Annotated in this window: 22 protein-coding genes; 14 read left to right on the top strand and 8 right to left on the bottom strand. The window is 73.4% G+C overall.

Annotation, left to right across the window (positions count from 1 at the left end):
• Positions 1–62: 62 nt before the first annotated feature.
• The 4 genes from QSJ60_RS13435 to QSJ60_RS13420 all read left to right on the top strand — a co-directional run bounded on the left by QSJ60_RS13435 (position 63) and on the right by QSJ60_RS13420 (position 3,963).
• Complete coding sequence (locus QSJ60_RS13435) at positions 63–1,466, top strand: FAD-binding oxidoreductase (protein WP_285463914.1); 1,404 nt, start codon at positions 63–65, stop codon at positions 1,464–1,466.
• Between the two features lie 9 nt (positions 1,467–1,475).
• The gene (locus tag QSJ60_RS13430; RefSeq protein ID WP_285463913.1) at positions 1,476–2,615 is read left to right on the top strand and encodes a PrsW family intramembrane metalloprotease; all 1,140 of its coding nucleotides are present in this window, start codon (positions 1,476–1,478) and stop codon (positions 2,613–2,615) included.
• A 187-nt stretch (positions 2,616–2,802) separates the two neighbouring features.
• The gene (locus tag QSJ60_RS13425) at positions 2,803–3,174 is read left to right on the top strand and encodes an FKBP-type peptidyl-prolyl cis-trans isomerase (RefSeq protein WP_189086090.1); all 372 of its coding nucleotides are present in this window, start codon (positions 2,803–2,805) and stop codon (positions 3,172–3,174) included.
• Between the two features lie 78 nt (positions 3,175–3,252).
• Positions 3,253–3,963 carry a lysoplasmalogenase gene (locus tag QSJ60_RS13420; RefSeq protein ID WP_230766462.1) on the top strand — a complete coding sequence of 237 codons (711 nt, stop codon included), beginning with the start codon at positions 3,253–3,255 and terminating at the stop codon, positions 3,961–3,963.
• Here QSJ60_RS13420 and QSJ60_RS13415 read toward each other — a convergent pair.
• Entirely contained in the window at positions 3,875–4,174 is a 300-nt protein-coding gene (locus QSJ60_RS13415; protein ID WP_230766465.1) for a protealysin inhibitor emfourin, read from the bottom strand. The two genes, QSJ60_RS13420 and QSJ60_RS13415, sit on opposite strands and share 89 nt — an antisense overlap.
• Before the next feature lie 11 nt (positions 4,175–4,185).
• The gene (locus QSJ60_RS13410; RefSeq protein WP_230766467.1) at positions 4,186–5,271 is read right to left on the bottom strand and encodes a M4 family metallopeptidase; all 1,086 of its coding nucleotides are present in this window, start codon (positions 5,269–5,271) and stop codon (positions 4,186–4,188) included.
• Positions 5,272–5,322: 51 nt separating this feature from the next.
• Here QSJ60_RS13410 and QSJ60_RS13405 point away from each other — a divergent pair, with 51 nt between their 5' ends.
• On the top strand, positions 5,323–6,156 hold the full coding sequence (locus QSJ60_RS13405) for a CPBP family glutamic-type intramembrane protease (protein ID WP_230766469.1): 834 nt from the start codon (positions 5,323–5,325) through the stop codon (positions 6,154–6,156).
• 76 nt (positions 6,157–6,232) lie between these two features.
• Complete coding sequence (locus QSJ60_RS13400; protein ID WP_230766473.1) at positions 6,233–7,255, top strand: CPBP family intramembrane glutamic endopeptidase; 1,023 nt, start codon at positions 6,233–6,235, stop codon at positions 7,253–7,255.
• A gap of 35 nt (positions 7,256–7,290) precedes the next feature.
• Here QSJ60_RS13400 and QSJ60_RS13395 read toward each other — a convergent pair whose 3' ends face one another.
• On the bottom strand, positions 7,291–7,662 hold the full coding sequence (locus QSJ60_RS13395) for a DUF488 domain-containing protein (protein WP_230766475.1): 372 nt from the start codon (positions 7,660–7,662) through the stop codon (positions 7,291–7,293).
• 133 nt (positions 7,663–7,795) lie between these two features.
• Here QSJ60_RS13395 and rpsO point away from each other — a divergent pair, with 133 nt between their 5' ends.
• Positions 7,796–8,065 (top strand): 30S ribosomal protein S15, encoded by a 270-nt coding sequence (gene rpsO / locus QSJ60_RS13390; protein ID WP_189086083.1) that lies wholly within the window; start codon positions 7,796–7,798, stop codon positions 8,063–8,065.
• 155 nt (positions 8,066–8,220) lie between these two features.
• On the opposite strand, the gene QSJ60_RS13385 is transcribed toward rpsO, so the two are convergent.
• Positions 8,221–8,763 carry a CGNR zinc finger domain-containing protein gene (locus tag QSJ60_RS13385; RefSeq protein ID WP_230766478.1) on the bottom strand — a complete coding sequence of 181 codons (543 nt, stop codon included), beginning with the start codon at positions 8,761–8,763 and terminating at the stop codon, positions 8,221–8,223.
• Between the two features lie 111 nt (positions 8,764–8,874).
• On the opposite strand from QSJ60_RS13385, the gene QSJ60_RS13380 reads away from it, so the two are divergent.
• Genes QSJ60_RS13380 through QSJ60_RS13370 form a run of 3 tightly spaced genes read left to right on the top strand, consistent with a single transcriptional unit; the run spans position 8,875 to position 11,441 of the window.
• Positions 8,875–9,891, top strand: coding sequence for an EamA family transporter (locus QSJ60_RS13380; RefSeq protein ID WP_285463912.1), 1,017 nt, complete (start codon positions 8,875–8,877; stop codon positions 9,889–9,891).
• Positions 9,892–9,900: 9 nt separating this feature from the next.
• Positions 9,901–10,788: an LLM class flavin-dependent oxidoreductase gene (locus QSJ60_RS13375; RefSeq protein WP_230766483.1), complete on the top strand. Its 888-nt coding sequence runs from the start codon at positions 9,901–9,903 to the stop codon at positions 10,786–10,788.
• Between the two features lie 53 nt (positions 10,789–10,841).
• Positions 10,842–11,441 carry a hypothetical protein gene (locus tag QSJ60_RS13370; protein ID WP_230766486.1) on the top strand — a complete coding sequence of 200 codons (600 nt, stop codon included), beginning with the start codon at positions 10,842–10,844 and terminating at the stop codon, positions 11,439–11,441.
• Positions 11,442–11,471: 30 nt separating this feature from the next.
• On the opposite strand, the gene QSJ60_RS13365 is transcribed toward QSJ60_RS13370, so the two are convergent.
• Positions 11,472–11,846, bottom strand: a complete 375-nt coding sequence (locus QSJ60_RS13365; protein WP_189086078.1) for a thioredoxin family protein — start codon at positions 11,844–11,846, stop codon at positions 11,472–11,474.
• A 115-nt stretch (positions 11,847–11,961) separates the two neighbouring features.
• Between QSJ60_RS13365 and QSJ60_RS13360 the strand changes: the two genes are divergently transcribed.
• Positions 11,962–12,933: an alpha/beta fold hydrolase gene (locus QSJ60_RS13360; RefSeq protein WP_285463911.1), complete on the top strand. Its 972-nt coding sequence runs from the start codon at positions 11,962–11,964 to the stop codon at positions 12,931–12,933.
• Here QSJ60_RS13360 and QSJ60_RS13355 read toward each other — a convergent pair.
• The gene (locus QSJ60_RS13355) at positions 12,918–13,688 is read right to left on the bottom strand and encodes a glycosyltransferase family 2 protein (RefSeq protein WP_285463910.1); all 771 of its coding nucleotides are present in this window, start codon (positions 13,686–13,688) and stop codon (positions 12,918–12,920) included. The genes QSJ60_RS13360 and QSJ60_RS13355 overlap by 16 nt on opposite strands.
• 180 nt (positions 13,689–13,868) lie before the next feature.
• Between QSJ60_RS13355 and QSJ60_RS13350 the strand changes: the two genes are divergently transcribed.
• Together QSJ60_RS13350 and QSJ60_RS13345 are read left to right on the top strand one after the other, a co-directional pair.
• Positions 13,869–15,080, top strand: coding sequence for an LLM class flavin-dependent oxidoreductase (locus QSJ60_RS13350; RefSeq protein ID WP_285463909.1), 1,212 nt, complete (start codon positions 13,869–13,871; stop codon positions 15,078–15,080).
• The gene (locus QSJ60_RS13345) at positions 15,077–15,709 is read left to right on the top strand and encodes an FMN reductase (RefSeq protein WP_285463908.1); all 633 of its coding nucleotides are present in this window, start codon (positions 15,077–15,079) and stop codon (positions 15,707–15,709) included. The genes QSJ60_RS13350 and QSJ60_RS13345 overlap by 4 nt, the downstream gene beginning before the upstream one ends.
• Before the next feature lie 82 nt (positions 15,710–15,791).
• Here QSJ60_RS13345 and QSJ60_RS13340 read toward each other — a convergent pair whose 3' ends face one another.
• Positions 15,792–16,376, bottom strand: coding sequence for a DedA family protein (locus QSJ60_RS13340; RefSeq protein ID WP_285463907.1), 585 nt, complete (start codon positions 16,374–16,376; stop codon positions 15,792–15,794).
• A 54-nt stretch (positions 16,377–16,430) separates the two neighbouring features.
• On the bottom strand, positions 16,431–16,691 hold the full coding sequence (locus QSJ60_RS13335; protein ID WP_285463906.1) for a dodecin family protein: 261 nt from the start codon (positions 16,689–16,691) through the stop codon (positions 16,431–16,433).
• A gap of 158 nt (positions 16,692–16,849) precedes the next feature.
• Here QSJ60_RS13335 and QSJ60_RS13330 point away from each other — a divergent pair, with 158 nt between their 5' ends.
• On the top strand, positions 16,850–18,910 hold the full coding sequence (locus QSJ60_RS13330) for a glycosyltransferase (RefSeq protein WP_285463905.1): 2,061 nt from the start codon (positions 16,850–16,852) through the stop codon (positions 18,908–18,910).
• Positions 18,911–19,059: the final 149 nt, after the last annotated feature.

Below are 19,059 nucleotides of genomic sequence, written 5' to 3'. Positions count from 1 at the left end.
CCACCGCCAGCCGACATCGACTCGCGGAATTCGGACACGAGCGGCGCGGCTAGGCTGCATCCATGTCGAACGAGGTCGTCCAGCAGCTGATCGCCGAGCTCGGGGGCGCCGTCGTCCTCGACGAGGCCGCGCTCGAGGCGAGCCGCGAAGACCGCTCGGGGCACCGCGCAGCCGAGCGCCCCCTCGCCGTCGTCCGACCCGGCAGCATCGCGGAGGTGCAGACGACGATGCGCATCGCGCACGCGAGCCGCACCCCGGTCGTGCCGCGCGGTGCGGGCACCGGTCTCGCGGGCGGCGCGATCGCGAGTCCGGGCGCCATCGTCCTCGACGTCTCCGGCATGGACCGCATCCTCGAGATCGACGAGGACGACGAGCTCGCCGTCGTCGAGCCCGGGGTGCTGAACGGCGCGCTGAACGCGCGACTCGCCGCGAGCGGTCTCTGGTTCGCCCCAGATCCCGCGAGCCGGGAGATCTCCTCCATCGGCGGCAACATCGCGACGAACGCGGGCGGGCTGCTCTGCGCGAAGTACGGCGTCACCCGGGAGGCGGTGCTCGGGCTGGCCGTGGTGCTCGCCGACGGCCGCCTGATCCGCACCGGCCGTCGCACCGTCAAGGGCGTCACCGGCTACGACCTCACCGCGCTCCTCACCGGCTCCGAGGGCACGCTCGGCGTCATCGTCGAGGCGACGGTGCGGCTCCGCCCGATCCCCCTCGGCGGCCCCGTGACGATCGCCGCCGCCTTCCCAGACGTCGAGGCGGCCGCTGCGGCGTGCACCGCGGTCACGGCGGCGAAGCTGCGCCCCGCGATCCTCGAGCTCATGGACGCGGGATCGATCGCCCGCATCGCCGAACACCTCGGCGCGGCGGCGCTCGTCGGCACCCCGCTCGCCGGGCTCGCACCCGGCCGCGCCTTCGTCGTCGCCCAGTGCGACGATGCCGGGGCCGAGGCCGACGCGGTCGCCGTCGCCGCGGTGTTCGAGGCGGCGGGCGGGCGCACCCGACGCTCGGGCGACGTGGCCGAGGGCGAGCGGCTGCTCGGCATCCGCCGCGCGATGCACCCCGCCATGGCCGCGCGAGGCGAGGTGCTCATCGAGGACGTCGCCGTGCCGCGCTCGAAGCTCGCCGAGATGTTCCGCGCCATCGAAGCGATCGGCGCCCGCCACGGAGTGGAGATCCCGACGATCGCGCACGCCGCCGACGGCAATCTGCACCCCAACTTCGTCTACGAGGGCGGCGAGGTCCCCGCGCACCTCTGGGCCGCCGCCGACGAGATGTTCCGCACCGCCGTCCGCCTCGGCGGCACCCTCACGGGCGAGCACGGCGTCGGCATCCTGAAGCGCCGGTGGCTCGCCGACGAGCTCGGCCCCGACGTCTTCGAGCTGCAGCAGGGCGTCAAGCGGCTGTTCGACCCGCTCGGCATCCTGAACCCCGGGGTGATGTTCGAGCCGGCGCCGCCCGCTCGCTAAGCTGCGCGCGTGAGCTTCCATCCGCAGGCCCAGCCCCAGTTCCTGCCGCCGGCCGCGACGCCGCCCCGCCGCTCTGCGGGCCTCGTCTTCGCGATCGTCGGCATCTCGATCGCCGGGCTCGTGGGTCTGCTCGTCCTCGCCTACCTCGCGGTCGCGCTCGGCCTGTCGAGCCTCGTGGTGGGCTCGGTGCTCGCCCTGATCCCGCTCGCCATCGTGCTGCTCGCGGTGCGCTGGGTGGACCGCTGGGAGCCGGAGCCGCGCTGGGCGCTCTGGTTCGCGTTCCTCTGGGGCGCCGCGGTCTCCGTCGCGATCGCGCTGATCGTGGACCTCGGCGTGCAGATCGCGGTCGCGGTGACCACCCCCGGCGGCGCGAGCGACGAGGTGCTGCAGTCCGTCGTGCAGGCGCCGATCGTCGAGGAGACCGCGAAGGGCGTCGGGGTGCTGCTCGTGTACCTGTTCTCGCGCTCGCACTTCGACGGTCCGGTCGACGGGCTGGTGTACGCGGCGACGGTCGCGGCGGGCTTCGCCTTCACCGAGAACGTGCTGTACTTCGGCGTCGCGCTCGCCGAGGGCGGCACGGAGGAGCTCGGCGCGACCTTCGTCGTGCGCGGGCTCTTCTCGCCCTTCGCCCACGTGCTCTTCACCGCGTGCACGGGCCTCGCCCTCGGCATTGCGGCGAACCGCGGTGGCGGAGCCCGGGTCGTGGGCTGGTTCCTCGGCGGGCTCGCGCTCGCGATCGGACTGCACGCGCTCTGGAACGGCTCGCTCGCCTTCGCCGACGCCGTGCTCCTCTACACGACCGTGCAGGTGCCGATCTTCGTCGCCGCGATCGTGCTCACCGTGCTGCTGCGGCGTCAGGAGGTGCGGATCACCCGACTCCGGCTCGGCGAGTACCAGGCGGCGGGATGGTTCGACGCGGGTGAGGTCGAGGGCCTCTCGACTCCGGCGGGCCGCCGGGCCGCGCTCGCCTGGGCGAAGGCGCAGCGCCCGCCGCGCACCGCCGCCGTGCGGAGCTTCATCGCCGACGCCACGCGACTCGCCTTCACCAGGAACGCGATCGCCACGGGCCGGGCCGACGTGCGCCGACTCGAGGACGAGCGGGTGCTGCTCGAGCGCGTCACCGCCGCCCGCCGCGCGATCATGGGGTAGTGGCGGGCCGCAGCCGCGGGCGGGTACGGAAGAAGCTCGTCGCCCTGGGGTGTGGCACTGCCGACAGCTCTCCTGGGCGACGAGCTCCTTAGGGTTCCAGGGTGCACGCTGTTCGCAGTCAGCGCAAGAGCGGAGTGGACGCGCGTCCGCGATTGCCCTCGGCCATGGCATCCGTTTGGATGGAGACATGACCGACACCAACAGCAAGCCTGAGATCGACGCCCCCGAGGGGCCCGCCCCCACCGAGCTCGTCATCGAGGACATCGTCGTCGGCGACGGCGCCGAGGCGCAGCCCGGTTCGACCGTCGATGTGCACTACCTCGGCGTCGAGTACGACTCGGGCGAGGAGTTCGACTCCTCGTGGAGCCGCAACCAGTCCATCAACTTCCCGCTGCAGGCGCTCATCGCCGGCTGGCAGGAGGGCATCCCCGGCATGAAGGTCGGCGGGCGCCGCAAGCTCACCGTCCCGCCGCAGAAGGCGTACGGCCCCGCGGGCGGCGGACACCGCCTCTCGGGCCAGACCCTGATCTTCGTGATCGACCTGCTCGGCGTCAGCTGAGCGACCACGACCACGACGAGGGCCGGCGGGGATTCCCGCCGGCCCTCGTCGCATCCGCGTCGCGCTACGATGCCTGCTGTGCTGCCGCCGTTCCTGCCCTATCTGGTGCTCTCCGTCGTGCACCTCGTGCTGCTCTCGATCGGCCCGGACTGGTCGGTGACCGCGACGAAGGCGCTATTGATGCCCGCGCTCGCGCTCGCCGTGATGCTCGCCGCACCGCGGCCGAGCGGGGCGGCGTGCTGGCTCCTCGTCGCGGGCCTCGGCTTCTCCTGGGGCGGCGACGTGGCGCTGAGCTTCCCCGGCGACGGCTGGTTCACGATCGGCCTGGGCTCGTTCCTCGCCGCGCACCTCGTGTACCTGGCGCTGTTCCTGCGGCTCGGCCGCGGAGCCGGCGAGGTGCGGCTGCGTCGACGTCGGCGGGTCCCGCTCTGGGCGCTCGTGGTGTATCCGGTGTGGTTCGCCGGCTTCCTCGCGCTGCTCGGCCCGCACACGGGCGCGCTCCTCGTGCCGGTGGCCGCCTACGGGCTCGCGCTCGGGGCGATGGCGGCGTTCGCCGCCGGCAACGGCCCGATGCTCGCCGCGGGCGGCGCCCTGTTCGTCGTGTCGGACTCGGTGCTCGGGCTCGGCCGTTTTCTGCCGGGCTACGACTTCGCGTGGCACGATGCCGTCGTGATGGTGAGCTACCTCGCGGCGCAGGGCCTCATCGCCCTGGGCGTCGTGGTGCACCTCCGCGTTGCGCCGATGCGGTCTGCCGCACCCGTTCCACGAGCTGCTGCCAGGGCCCGGTGAGCTGGCGCTCGGCGAGCTCGACCTCGTTCGGCGGGCAGCTGATGCGGTAGACGTAGCGGTCGGGCTCCGGCGGCGCCGCGGGCACCTCGTGCCAGGGCAGCTCGTCGAGCAGCAGCACCCAGTCGTCGCGGTCGGGTTGCGCGTCGACCTCGACCTGCCAGGTGAGGCGCAGCCCGGCGAGCCCGCCGCTGCGTTGCACGATGACGTCCATCGCGCCAGATGCTACTCCGCCGAGCGCGGCGCCGGGCGGTCGGCGCCGGCGTCGTCGCCCGCCTCGGGCTCGACGCCCACCGTCTGCCAGCCGCGGAGCACCGCCTGCCGCTCTCGCGACTCCGCCCCGAATCGCTCGCCGGCCGTGCGCAGCGTCTCGGCCGCGAAGCCGGCGAAGGTCTCGTCTTCGCGGAGCCGGCCCGAGACGAGCGCGTCGTACCAGATGCGGCCCACGTGCTCCCAGGCGAAGCCGCCGAGTTCGCGCGCCGCGAGAGCGAACGCGCGGTTGGGGATGCCGGAGTTCAGGTGCACGCCGCCGTGGTCGTCGCTCGTCTCGACGTAGTCGCGGAAGTGCCCGGGCTGCGGGTCGCGGCCGAGCACGTCGTCGTCGTAGGCGGTGCCCGGTTCGAGCATGGAGCGCAGCGCCCGGCCTTCGACCTCGGGGGTGAAGATGCCCTCGCCGATGAGCCAGTTCGCGGCCTCGGCGTCCTGGCCGAGGGCGTACTGCTCGACGAGGGCGCCGAACGCGTCGGAGACGTGCTCGTTCAGCGCGCCCGACTGGCCCTCGTAGCGGAGCCGCGAGGTGTGCTCGGTGACGCCGTGCGCAAGCTCGTGCCCGATGACGCTGAGCGAGCCGGTGAAGCCCTGGAACACCTCGCCGTCGCCGTCGCCGAACACCATGCGCTCGCCGTCCCAGAACGCGTTGTCGTAGCGATCGCCGAAGTGCACGGTGGCCTCGAGGGGCATGCCGGCGCCGTCGATCGAGTCGCGGCCGAACACCCGCTCGAACAGGCGGTGGGTGTCGCCGAGGCCGTTGTACGCCTCGTCGACCGCCTCGTCGCCGGTCGCCGGTTCGCCCTCGCGGCGGACGAGCTGGCCAGGCAGCTTCTCGAGGCCTTCGGCGTCGGAGATGCGGCGGACCGGCGCGGAGGGAGCGTCGGGCAGCGCGCTCGGCTGCTCCGGCAGCGGGCCGGGACCGAGCCTGGGCGAGGGAGGCCGCAGCAGCGCCCGTCGGGCGGCCTCCGCGGCGAGCGGGAAGCGCGGCCCGGCGGACTCGGCGATGCGATCGAGCAGGTAGGGCGGGACGATCTCCGGCATGCCTCGATGCTGCCACCGACCGCCGACAGCGGCCACCCGTAGGCTGGGACGGTGCCAGCGCTTCCGACGGGCGAACTCCGCCGCCACGCGATCGGTCTCCTGCCCGCCGCTGCGGTCTGCGGTGCGGCCGTCCTGCTGTTCGGTGTGCAGCTCGTCTGGCCCGGCTACGCCCTGCTGGCCGTCGGCCTCGTCGGCGCCTGGCTCTGCGACCGCAGCGGCCGCACCGAGCGGCTCGCCGCCGATCTCGCGCTCATCGCGCTCGGCCAGCTGATCATCTCGACCGTCTCGCTGAAGGCCGATCTGTCGAACGAGGGGATGGTCCGCTTCGCGGTCGTCCTCGGGCTCGCCGTCGCCGTGCCGTTCCTGGTCTCGCGCTTCCTCTACCGCGAGCGGGTGATCCGCTTCCCGTGGCGCACGGGGCAGCGCTGGACGCTCGCGCAGTGGGGCTATCTCGCCGCGGTGGTCGTGGCGGGATGGCTCATCCTGCCGTTCTACTTCATCACCTCCGGGGTCTACACGAACTGGCCGACCGTGGTGACGCCCGACGAGATCGCCCGCCTCTTCGTCGGGGTGAACGCCGTGGGCACCTGGGACGAGCTGTTCTTCATCTGCACGGTGTTCACGCTGCTGCGCCGGCACTTCCCCGTCTGGCAGGCGAACCTGCTGCAGGCGACGGTGTTCGTCTCCTTCCTCTGGGAGCTCGGCTACCAGTCGTGGGGGCCGCTGCTCACCATCCCGTTCGCCCTCGTCCAGGGCTGGACCTTCACCCTCACGAAGTCGCTCAGCTACGTGCTGACCGTGCACCTGCTGTTCGACGCGGTGGTCTTCGCGGTGATCGTCTACGCGCACAACGGATGGCCCGCGATCTTCCTGCTCGCGCCCTGAGCTCCCACGGGCGGGGGAGACGATTCCGCCGCACGGGGGAGGCGCGGCATCCGTCCGCCCCGCTTCGATGGGACGCATGAGCGATTCCGAGACCACCACCACGATGCCGGGCCCGGCCGGTGCGGGCGCCGCGAGCGCCGCCGAACGCCAGCGGGCGAAGAACTCCGAGCGCGGGCCGGTGCTGCCGACCGCGGTGCCGTGGCGGGCGGTGATCGTCTTCCTCGTCATCGCGCTCGGCGGCGCCTGGCTCGTCGAGCTGCCGGTCTGGCTCTCCGGCGAGGGGCTCGCGAGCCCGTGGTTCGGTCCGCTGACCCTCGCGATGATGTTCACCCCGACCATCGCCGCCCTCGTCGCGGTGTTCTGGGTGCACCGGGCCCCGAGCGCGCCGCGCTGGCTGGGGCTCTGGCCTCTGCGGCCGGCGGGGCGGACCTGGCTCTTCATCGCCCTCGGCGCGGTCGGCTTCACCGTCATCCCGTTCGCCGCGCTCCTCCTCGGCGACGCGATGGGGCTCATCCGGCTCGACCTGAGCGGCGTCAGCGGCGTCACCGCGGCGCTCGCGGCGAGCGGCGGTACGGGCGCGGATGCCGCGACCGTCGTGACGATCACCCTCCTGATGCTCCCGATCGTCACGCTCGTCAACTGCGGGGCGACCTTCGGCGAGGAGCTCGGCTGGCGCGGCTGGCTGCTGCCGGCGCTGCGCCCGCTCGGCACCTGGACGGCGCTCGTGGCGAGCGGGGTGATCTGGGGCGTCTGGCACGCACCGGTCGTGCTGCTCGGCTACAACTACGGCCGAACCGACCTGCTGGGCGTCCTCTGCATGGTCGTCTTCTGCGTGCTCGTCGGCAGCGTGATCGGCTGGCTGCGCCTGCGCAGCGCCTCGGTGTGGCCCGCCGTGATCGCGCACGCGGCGCTCAACACCGCCGGCTCGCAGTTCCTGATCTTCGTCGAGGCGAGTGATCTCCCGGCCGATCCGTGGGGGTCGATGCTCGGCTGGCCCGGCTGGATCCTCTTCGCTGTGATCATCGTGCTGCTCGCGGTGACGGGGCAGTTCCGGAAGCAGCCGCAGCCCGGCCTGACGCTCGCCGAGTCGCGCGCCTGAGCCGCGGCGCCCGCGCCGCCCGCGAGGGGCTCGGCTCAGGCCGGTCGCTCCACCTCGGCGCCGTGCGCGGCGAGCCAGTCGAGCAGCACCGCCGCATGGTTCACCCGCTCGTCGCGCGCACCGAAGAGGAGCGTGACCCGCGGATGCTGCCGGCCGAGCTCGAGGAGCTCGGCGCCCGCGGTCCCCGCGTCGAGCTCCTGCCGGTACTGCGCGGCGAAGTGCGCGAAGTCCTCGAGCTGGTGGTGCCAGGCGGTGCGCAGCTCGGGGGAGGGGGCGACGTCCTTCGCCCAGCGGTCGAGCTCGGCGCGCTCCCGGCTCACCCCGCGCGGCCAGAGCCGGTCGACGAGCACCCGGACTCCGTCGTCGGCGGAAGCCGCCTCGTAGACGCGCTTGATCGCGAACACCATGCCTCCAGTCTGAGGCAAGGCGGGTGCTCGCGCTCTGCTAAGCTAGTTCGGTTGCCGTCCACCGGCCGCGCATGAAGAGAGCCCAGGCATCAGGCCCCGGGCAGCGCGCAACGAGAAGAAAGGGGATCCCTCTATGGCACTGGATTCAGAGACCAAGAAGGCGATCATCGAAGAGTACGCGACGCACCCCGGTGACACTGGATCCCCCGAGGTCCAGATCGCGATCCTCACCAAGCGCATCAAGGACCTCACCGAGCACCTGAAGGAGCACAAGCACGACCACCACTCGCGTCGTGGTCTGCTGCTCCTCGTCGGTCAGCGCCGTCGTCTGCTCGGCTACCTCGCCGACGTCGACATCGAGCGCTACCGTGCGCTCATCGAGCGTCTCGGCCTGCGCCGCTAAGTGCCGCCGGCGCTGCCCTCGTGCGGCGCGCCGAAGTCCGGCATGGCTCTCGATGAGCCGCGAACTTCTTGCGAAGGCCCCCGCACCTGCTTCTCGGAGCAAGGCCGGGGGCCTTCGTCATGCCCGCGCGCGGTCGTGCCACCCGGGTGCGGTCGTCAGGCCCGCGCGCGATAGGCGCGCACGGCCATCCGGTTGCCGCAGCGGGTCGAGCAGAATCGGCGTGAGCCGTTCTTCGAGAGATCGAGGTAGGCGGCCTCGCAGTCGTCGGCGTCGCACGTGCGGAGCCGCTCCAGCTGATCGGCGCGCACGACGTCGACGAGGGCCATGGCCACCTCGACCAGGATGCGCTCGGCGAGCGGGGCCTCGGCCGAGGTCGCGTGGATGTGCCAGTCGAGCGCGTCGTGCCGCACGAGCCGGGGGACCGCGTTCGACTCGGCGAGGATGGCGTTCACCTCGTCGACCGCGTCGTCGCGGTCGCGCGACCACAGTGCGCGCAGCCGCGCCCTGGCGGCGGTCACCTCGGCCAGCTCCCGGGTGTCGCCGTCGCGCCGGCCGGAGTACCACCAGCGGTCGAGGATCGCGACGAGGGCGGCGGGATCGCCGAGCTCGTCGACCCCGGTCGCGCTCGCCTCGGGCACCGTGTTCACGAGGGCGGCGGCGAAGTGCAGCGCGTCGATCGTGTCATTGGTGAAGATCATTTGACTCCTGACTTCGGCGTGCCGTACTGTCACGAGCATAACGGCGTTCGCCCATGACGAGTGGACGCGTCGGCAGCGAGTCGAGGAGGGCTCGTGCGCGGATCGCGCGGCATGACGGGGATCGCCCTGGGAGTGGCGGCGGGGCTCGCCTTCGGCGTGGGCGGCGTGTTCGTGAAACCGCTGCTCGAGAACGGCTGGAGCCCCGGTGCGGCCGTGCTCGCGCGCATCTCGATCGCCGCCGTCATCCTCGCCGTCCCCGGCATCCTCGCCCTTCGCGGCGACCTCCGCCCGCTCTGGCGGGCGCGCTGGACGGTGCTGCTGTTCGGCCTGATCGCCGTCGCCGGCGTGCAGTTCTTCTTCTACGCCTCGCTCGAGCGCATCCCGGTCTCGCTCACACTCCTCATCGAGTACCTCGCGCCGATCGCGCTCGTGCTGCTCGCCTGGCTGCGCTCCCGACGGGTGCCGCAGCGCATCGTGCTCGCCGGCTCGGTGCTCGCGCTCGCGGGCCTCGTCCTCGTCATCGGTCCGGGCGGCGGCCGGCTCGACCCGCTCGGGCTCGCCTTCGCCGCGCTCGCGATGCTCGGCGTCTGCGTCTACTACCTCGTCGGCGAGTCCTCGGCTGCGCAGCTGCCGCCGCTCGCGCTCATCGCCGCGGGCTTCGTCGTCGGGGCCGTCGCGCTCGCGCTGCTCGGCGTCACGGGACTGCTGCCCATGCGCTTCGTCTTCGACGACGTCGCGTTCCTCGGCGCCGAGGCGCCCTGGTTCGTGCCGCTCCTCGCCGTCGGCGTGCTCTCCACCGCCGTCGCGTACACCGCCGGGCTCGCCGCGATCGGCCGCCTCGGCTCCCGGCTCGCGGCGTTCCTCGGGTTGTCGGAGGTGGTCTTCGCGGGCATCGCCGGCTGGGTGCTGCTCGGCGAGGTGCTGAGCGTGCTGCAGATCGTCGGCGGAGTGCTGATCCTCGCGGGCATCGTCTGCGTCAAGCTCGAGCGCCGGCCGGCCGCGCCCGGCGCCGCCGGGGGATCGGGCGAGGAGCCGGCCGCGCCCGCCGTCGAGCTCGGTGCGGAGCCGATCCCCGTCACCGCCGCGCTGCCGCTGCCGCCGAGTGCGGGTGACGGACGAGGGGCCTAGGCTCGCCCCATGCGCTTCGGCATCGTCATCCTTCCCCAGTTCCCGTGGCCGGAGGCCGCTCGCCGTTGGCAGGCGGCGGAGGCGTACGGCTTCGACGTCGCCTGGACGTACGACCACCTCTCCTGGCGCTCCCTCGCCGACGAGCCCTGGCACGCGACCGTGCCGACGCTCACCGCCGCGGCCATGGCGACCTCGACGATCCGGCTCGGCACCTTCGTCGCGAATCCGAACTTCCGCCACCCGGTGCCGTTCGCGAAGGAGCTCGCGACCCTCGACCAGATCGCGGGCGGACGCGTGGTCGCCGGGCTCGGCTCCGGCGGCACGGGCTTCGATGCGCACGTGCTCGGGCAGGAGCCCCTGTCGCCCCGGCAGCGGCACGAGCGCTATGTCGAGTTCGTCGAGGCGCTCGACCGGCTGCTGCGCTTCGAGCAGCCCGGCTCGGGCGGCATCTCGTTCGCGGGCGAGTGGTTCACCGCGGAGCGCGCCCGCATGGTCGGCGCGCCGGCGCAGTCACCGCGGCTGCCGCTCCAGCTCGCGGCGAACGGACCGCGCGGCCTCGCGCTCGCCGCGCGGCTCGCCGACGGCTGGATCACGACCGGACGGGCCGAGCTCGATGCCGAGGCGTGGTGGCGGAACGTCGGCGAGCTGTCGCGGCGCTTCGCGGAGGCGTGCGCCGAGCACGGCCGCGATGTCGCCGGGGTCGCGCGCGTGCTCTCGCTCGACGAGGGCGATCGCTACTCGCTCGCGAGCGCCGCCGCGTTCGAGGACGCGGTCGAGCGGGCCCGCGGGCTCGGCTTCGACGAGGTCGTCGCGCACTGGCCGCGCGAGTCGGGCATCTACGCCGGCGACGAGCGCGTGCTGGAGGAGGTCGCGGCCCGGCTGCCCGCGCTGCGCTGAGCGCTGAGAAGCCGCCGTGAGTCGGCGGCGAGCGAGCAGATACCGTTGAAGGCATGCCAGCCCCCCGCCGCAAGCCCCTGCTCCTCTGGGAGCCGTTCCCCTACCTCGCGCTCTTCGTCGTGCTGCTCGCGACGAGCTTCGTGCGGCCGGGGGCCGAGCCGTGGCTGTTCTGGCCGCTCATCGTGCTGCTCGCGGTGGCGCTCGTCTATCTCGTGATCTCGATCGGCCGGGAGAAGCGCGGCGCGAACCCCGATCAGTGGGGCAACCTGCTCGGCCTCGACGACCTCACGCTCGTCGAGGCGCCGTCGGCCGATCGCGAGGTGCGCACCGTCGTCCCCGTCGACGGCGCGGCCCACCGGCAGTCCGGCATCGAGATCGCGCGCACGCAGGGCGGACCCGAGCAGACCGCGGTCCTCGTGCCGCGGGCGAGTCGCTGGATGGCCCGCCGCTACCGGGTGGGCGTGCAGCTCGTCGGCGGGCAGCGGCCCCGGCACGCGGGCTACCTCGGCCAGGCGGCGGAGGAGCGCTACGTGGATCGTCTCGACGCCCTGCGCAGCGAGGGCAAGTACGTGCGGGTGCCGGCGCGCATCGTGGGCGACGGGCGGCCGTTCAAGGTGGAGCTCGACCTCAGCGGGCTCGACGAGACGGTCTGAACTCGGGCGCGCAGCGCGCGCCGGTTCGGGTCAGGAGGCCTGACCGTCCTCCTCGCGCGCGAGCTGCTCGCGCACCTGGTCCATGTCGAGCTCGCGCACCTGCGAGACGAGGTCGTCGAGCACCGGGCGGGGGAGCGCTCCGGCCTGAGCGAAGACGCCGATGCCGTCCTTGAACGCCATGATCGTGGGGATCGAGGTGATGTTCATCGCGGCGGCGAGCTGCTGCTGGTCCTCGGTGTCGACCTTCGCGAAGACGAGGTCGGGGTTCGCCTCGGCCGCCGCCTCGTAGTTGGGGGCGAACTGCAGGCAGGGCCCGCACCAGGAGGCCCAGAAGTCGACGAAGACGGTGCCGCCTTCGAGGATCGTCTTCTCGAAGGTGTCCATGGTGAGCGCGACGGTAGCCATGGGCGCCAGCCTACGGGCCGCAGCTTTGAAGCCGCCCAGTGTTCGCTCTCGGCGATGACCCGGCGTTGCCCCGCTGTTGCGCCGATACGAGCGGCCTCAGCGCTATCGTGAGGGCGTGACTGAGCGCGGTCCCGATGAAGCGGAGCGGGCGACGGATGCCGTCATCCGGAGCACGCCGGCGGGCGTGCTCGCGCCGCCGCCGCCGGGCTGGCAGGCGCACGCGGCCGAGCTCGACGCCGCGATCCCCGACTTCGACTGGCGCTCGCTGCCGGAGGGTGCCGAGCGCTGCTGGTTCGACGTGCCGAGCGGGCGGCTGGCGGGGCTCGCCATGGGGCCGGTGGACGGGGCGAGAGTGCTGCTCGTCCCGGGCGCGACGGGGTCGAAGGAGGACTTCGTCCTCATGCTGCCGCTGCTCGCCGACGCCGGGTACCGCGTGGAGGCCTTCGACCTCGCGGGGCAGTACGAATCCGCCGCGGCGGGGCCTTGGCGGCTCGACCCGCCGTCCGAGCGATACGAGCGCAGTCTCTTTCTCGACGATCTCCTCGCGGTGCTCGCCGCGGGGAGCGGGCCGGCGCATGTGCTCGGCTACAGCTTCGCGGGCACGATCGCGCAGGAGGCGCTCGTCCGGGCGCCGGAGCGCTTCGCGAGCCTGGCGCTGCTGTCGAGTCCGCCGGAGCCCGGGCAGGCGTTCCGCGGAGTGAAGCGGATCGGCCCGATCTCGGGCTTCACGACGCCGAGGCAGGGCGCGGCGCTCATGCTCTGGGGCATCCGCAGCAATCTGAACCGGGTGCCGCCCGGTCGCCTCGCCTTCGTGCGCGAGCGGTTCCGGCTCACCCGCCGCGACAGCGTGGACGATCTCATCGCGTGCATGATGGCGACCCCCGATCTCCGGCGCGAGGTCGCGGCATCCGCCGTCCCGAAGCTCGTGGCGGTCGGGGCGCACGATCTCTGGCCGCTCGAGCTGCACGAGCGCTCGGCCCGCGAGCTGGGGGCGCGCTTCGCCGTGTACCGGACCGGGCACAGCCCGTGCGAGACGACGCCGCACCAGCTCGTGCGCGATCTGCTCGAGCTCTACGCGACCGCCTGATCGCCCTCGTCCGCGACGGCGGTGCCCGTCGCCGCCTCGCGGTGCTCGGCGCGCCGCTCGAGCGCCGGCCACTCCCGCCACTCGACCGCGAGGGTGTGGAAGGCCATCCGCAGCCGCCGCCCGAGGGCCGCCCAGCTGTCGAACGGGCGTGCCGAGACGTCGACGACGAGGCTGCGCTCGTAGGCGACCGACATGCCAGGGCGGAGCCACCAGGCGAGGTCCAGGTCGTCGTGCACGTCGGCCCGGTCGCGGTGCACGATCCCGCGGAGCTCGCGCCACGCCTCGCTGCGCAGCGCATAATTCGAACCGAAGACCGGGGGATGCCCGAGCAGGATGCCGATGGCCCAGAAGTAGCCGCCGATGTAGAGGTGCCTGGCCACCCAGCGCGTGAACGCGGTGCCGCCGTAGAAGCGGCCGGGGCCGGTGATCGCGGTGGGGGCGTCGGCCCCGGCCATCCGCCGTTCGACGCGGGCGAGCCAGTCGGGCGGGGGCACCGAGTCGGCGTCGAGTCGCGCAAGGAGCTCGCCGCGGGCGGCGTCGAAGCCGGCGGCGGTCGCGGGCCAGATGCCGCGGCGCGGCTCCGTCACGACGCGGGCGCCGGCGTCGCGGGCGACGGCGGCGGAGTCGTCGCGCGAACCGTTGTCGACGACGATGATCTCGTCGGCGGGCCGGGTCTGCACCGCCAGTGCGGCGAGGCAGGCGCGGAGCATGGCGGCATCGTCCAAGCAGGGGATGACGACCGAGATGCTGCCCATCACCCCGGAGTCTAGACCCGGCTCGCACGCGAATCGCGGCGGCAGGGCAGACTGGATGCGGTGCGTCATCCGCTGCCCATTCGATCGAATCGGCGAAGCGGGAATAGCTTCGGGGGCAGCCTGGTTCCTAATCTATGCAAACGCATTGAAAGCACTCGACCCGCACTCCAGGAGGACGCCGTGCAGTTCGGAATCTTCACCGTCAGCGACATCACGCAGGACCCGACGACCGGCCGCACGCCGACCGAGGCCGAGCGGATCCAGGCGACCATCGCGATCGCCAAGCACGCCGAAGAGGTCGGCCTCGACGTCTTCGCCCTCGGCGAGCACCACAACCCGCCGTTCTGGTCGTCCTCGCCCACGACGACGCTCGCCTACATCGCCGGGCAGACCTCGACGCTGCAGCTCTCCACCGCCACGACGCTCATCACCACGAACGACCCGGTGAAGATCGCCGAGGACTACGCGATGCTGCAGCACGTCTCCGGCGGCCGCGCCGACCTCATGCTCGGCCGCGGCAACACGGGGCCGGTCTACCCCTGGTTCGGCAAGGACATCCGGCAGGGCCTGCCCATCGCGGTCGAGAGCTACGAGTTGCTGCACCGCCTCTGGCGGGAGGACGTCGTCGACTGGGAGGGCAAGTTCCGCACCCCGCTGCAGGGCTTCACCTCGACGCCGCGTCCGCTCGACGGCGTGCCCCCGTTCGTGTGGCACGGCTCCATCCGTACCCCGGAGATCGCCGAGCAGGCCGCCTACTACGGCGACGGCTTCTTCGCGAACCACATCTTCTGGCCCGCCTCGCACACCCAGCGCATGATCGCGCTGTACCGGCAGCGCTTCGAGCACCACGGCCACGGCACCGCCGCGCAGGCGATCGTCGGCCTCGGCGGCCAGGTCTTCATGCGTCGCAACTCGCAGGACGCGGTGCGCGACTTCCGGCCGTACTTCGACAACGCGCCGGTCTACGGCCACGGCCCGAGCCTCGAGGAGTTCACCCAGCAGACCCCGCTCACCGTGGGCAGCCCGCAGGAGGTCATCGACCGCACGCTCGGTTTCCGCGACTACGTGGGCGACTACCAGCGCCAGCTGTTCCTCGTCGACCACGCCGGGCTGCCGCTGAAGACCGTGCTCGAGCAGCTCGACCTGCTCGGCGAGGTCGTCGGCGTGCTGCGCACCGAGTTCGCGAAGAACCGCCCGACCGAGGTGCCCGACGCCCCCACGCACGCCTCGCTCGTCGCCGCGAAGTACGGTGACGAGGCTCCCCGCCAGGCGACCCCGAACGCCAACCGCGGCGACAACCTGACCGTGGGCGCCTCGCCCTACCAGGACGCGCCCGCGCCCGCCGGCTCGGCCTTCGGCCCCGCCGCGACCCGTGCGGGAGGTGCACGATGACCGCCAAGCAGATCGTCGTCGTCTCGGCGGGGCTCTCCACGCCGAGCTCGACCCGCCAGCTCGCCGACCGGCTCGCCGCCGACTCGGTGGCGGCCCTCGCCGAGCGCGGCGTCGAGGCCGAGGTGCGCACCTTCGAGCTGCGCGAGCTCGCCCACGACATCACGAACCACCTGCTCATGGGCTTCGCGCCGCCGAAGCTCGAGGAGGCGCTCGACGCCGTTGCCTCGGCCGACGGGCTCATCGCCGTCACGCCGATCTTCACGACGAGCTATGCGGGACTGTTCAAGTCGTTCATCGACGTGATCGACCCGCAGGCCCTCACCGATCTGCCGGTGCTGCTCGGCGCGACGGGCGGCACGCCCCGGCACTCGCTCGCGATCGACTACGCGATGCGCCCGCTGTTCACCTATCTGCACGCGGTGCCCGTGACCACCGGGGTGTTCGCCGCGACGAGCGACTGGGGCGGCGCCGAGGGCGACGGCGTGCGCTCGCTGCCCGACCGCATCTTCCGCGGCGCGAAGGAGTTCGCCGAGCTTGTCGAGCGCACCGACCGCTCGCAGCTGGTGAGCGACCCCTTCCGGCTCGACCGGCCGATGGGGCACCTCATCGGCGGTCTCGCCGGCGAGTAGTCCTCCGCCCCCACCGAGTTGCCCGACTTACATGGAAGTCGGGCAACTCGGCGTTTCAGGGGGCGAAGCAGGCTTTGGGGGCTCAGGGGGCGAAGCGGCGGACGAGCGCGTCGACGGCGAGGCCCGCGAGGATCGCGACGGGGACCGAGATCGCGAGGGCGAGCAGCGGCTGGTCCGCGAACGCCGCGCCGACGACCGCCCCCATCGCCGTGTTGAAGACCGCCCACGCGAGCCCCGCGGCCGCCGAGAGCGGCAGGTACCGGCCGAGCGGGATCCGCACGGCGCCGGCGGCGAGGTTCACGGCGATGCGGGCGAAGGGCACGTAGCGGGCGGTGAACACGAGCACCGCGGTGCGCCGGCCGACGGTGCGCCGCACCCGCTCGATCGCGGCGGCGACCCGCGGCTTCCGCTGCCACGTCCAGCGCTCGAGACCGCCCGCGCGGCCGATCCCGTAGCAGGCGAGGTCGCCGAGAACGGCGCCGAGCGCGGCGACCGGGATCACGAGGAGCGGGTTCGGATGCCCCGTGGTCGCCGCGAGCGCCCCCAGCGCGACCACGAGGGTCTCGCTCGGAAGCACCACGAGGAAGGCGTCGCCGACGACGAGCGCGAAGAGCGCGGGCAGCAGCCACGGCGAGGCGGCGAGCTGGGCGAGGGCGTCGGCTGACACCCCGCCTTGCTATCCGGGCGGGGTGAACGGCGGGTGGCCGGCCGGCGAGCGCCGTCAGTCGTCGAGGACGAAGGTCACTTCGAGGGTGACCGACCAGCCGGTGATCACCCCGTCGCTCGCCTCGATCTTCTGCTCCTTCACCCAGGCGCCGGAGACGTTGCGCAGCGTCTCGGACGCGCGGGCGACGCCCGCGGAGATCGCGTCGTCGAAACTCTGCTCGGAGCGGGCGGTGATGGTGGTCACGCGGGCGACGGATGCCATGAGGTCCTCCTCGATCGATGGAGCGGTGCCCAGGATGCGGCGCCGCGCTGCCATGCAACGCCGCTCCCGGCGCGGCGGCAAGGCCCGAGCGCCGTCCGTCCGGCGACGGGTTCGCGACCGGGCGGCGAACGCTCGCCGACGCGACGGTGAATCCTCGGTGCCCGGGCGCGCTTTCGCGCTGTGCGCCGCCACGGCCGGGGCACCCTGGTGTCGTGAAGGTCGCGATCCTCGCCGAATCGTTCCTCCCGCACATGAACGGGGTCACCCACTCGCTCCTCCAGGTGCTGGGGCACCTGGAGCGCGCGGGGCACGAGGCCCTCGTCATCGCGCCGCGCGCCGGCCGCGTCGACGAGGCGGCGCTCCGCGGGGCGCGCCTGCTGCAGCTGCCGTCGACGCCGCTGCCGCGCTATCCGCAGGTGCGGATCGCGGTGCCGGGCCTCCGCCGGCTCACCGCCGCGCTCGCCGAGTTCTCGCCCGACGTCGTGCACCTCGCCTCGCCGTTCGTGCTGGGGTGGCAGGGGGTGCGCGCCGCCGAGGCGATCGGGGCGCCGAGCGTCGCGGTCTACCAGACGGATGTCCCGGCCTACGCCGCCCGCTACGGGGTCCCGGCCGCGGCGCCGGCGCTCGAACGGCACGTTGCGCGGCTGCACGGCCGGGCGACGCTCACGCTCGCGCCCTCGAGCTCGGCGCTCGAACGGCTCGACGCGCTCGGCGTCTCCGGGACCCGGCTGTGGCGTCGCGGCGTCGACCTGGAGCGCTTCCGGCCGGGTCGTCGCGACGAGGCCTGGCGGCGGCGGATCGCACCCGGCGGCGAGGTCGTCGTGGGTTACGTCGGCCGGCTCGCGCCGGAGAAGCAGGTCGAGGATCTGCTGGCGCTCCGCGGCCTGGCCGGCATCCGGCTCGTCGTCGTCGGCGACGGCCCGTCCCGCGACGAGCTCGAAGCGCTGCTGCCGGACGCGGTCTTCACCGGGTTCCTCGGCGGCGAGGAGCTCGCGACGACGCTCGCGAGCTTCGACGTCTTCGTGCACCCGGGGGAGAGCGAGACGTTCTGCCAGACCGTGCAGGAGGCGCACGCGAGCGGCGTCCCCGTCGTCGCCACCGGCGCCGGCGGCCCGCTCGACCTCGTCCGGCAGAGCGTCGACGGCTGGCTCTACCGGCCGGGGGATCTCGACGAGTTCGCCGCCCGCGTCGCCGACCTCGCGGGGGATGCCGCGAAGCGTCGCGCGTTCGGCCGGGCGGCCCGTCGCGGCGTCGAGGGCCGCGGCTGGGACGTGCTCTGCGAGGAGCTGCTGGGCCACTACCGCGACGCCAGGGCGCGCGGCGCAGGGCTCGCCTCGGTCGAACCCCCGACGGCGCCGGCGGCGCGCACGGTCCCGCGCCCCGCCGAGCCCGTCCCGGCCCGCGCCGCCCGTGCGCCGCTCCGCTTCGTCGCGGTCGGCGACTCGCTCACCGAGGGGCTCTGCGACGACTCGCGCACCGCCCCCGGCGAGTACCGCGGCTGGGCCGACCGGCTCGCCATGCTGCTCGCGATGAGCCGGCCGGGACCCGGGGTCGAGTACGCGAACCTCGCGGTGCGCAGCCGCCGCATCCGCGACGTGGTCGACGAGCAGCTGCCCGCGGCGCTCGCGCTCGGCGCGGAGCTCGTCGGCGTCTTCGTCGGGAGCAACGACCTCGTCCAGCGCGGTGCGGACCCCGTCGCGCTCGCCGATCGGCTCGGCGACGGCCTCCGCGCGGCCGCCGACGCCGGGTGCCGGGTGCTCGTCGTCACCCCGTTCCTGCCCGAGCGCTGGGAGGTGCGCGGCCTCCGGGCCCGCTTCGCGCGCTTCGACGAGCGGCTCCGCGCCCTCGCCGCCGAGCACGGAGCCGTGCTGGTCGACGTCGAGCACGCGCCCGAGCTGCGGGCCCGCTCCAGTTGGGCGGCCGACCGGGTGCACCTGAACCCTGCCGGCCACCGCACGCTGGCCTACGCCGCGGCGCGCGCGCTCGGCATCCCGGACGCCGCGGTCCTCGCCGACCTCGAACTCGCGCTGCACGACGGGGCGCACCGGACGCACGTCTCCGGACCGGCCTGGATGGCCATGCACGTGCTGCCGTGGGTGGTCCGCCGGCTGCGCGGACGGACCGCGGGGGAGGGCCGCTCGCCGAAGCGGCCGGAACTCGCCCTGCTCCGGATTCCGGCTCCGACCGGGGCCCCTCTGCTAGAGTCGAAGCGGTCGCCCGAGTGGTCACCGCCTCGCAGCTCTGCCTCGCAGCGGGCTGCGAACCGCAACTGAACACCGAGCACCTTCGGAGCAGGCCGGCAGGAAGCTGGTCCCCTGTGGTGGCTTACCGACTCGATTCGGTGGACTTCTACTGGTGGCCAGCGTGAGCGCATCGTCCTGATGCGATTCGTATTGCCTGTTCCTGCTCCTTCGTATGCAGT

It is taken from the genome of Agromyces sp. NBRC 114283, assembly GCF_030268405.1.
In the GTDB taxonomy this organism is placed as follows: Bacteria; Actinomycetota; Actinomycetes; order Actinomycetales; family Microbacteriaceae; genus Agromyces; species Agromyces mediolanus.
Note: the sequence above shows the minus strand (reverse complement) of the source record. Positions and strands in the feature narration are given on the sequence as shown.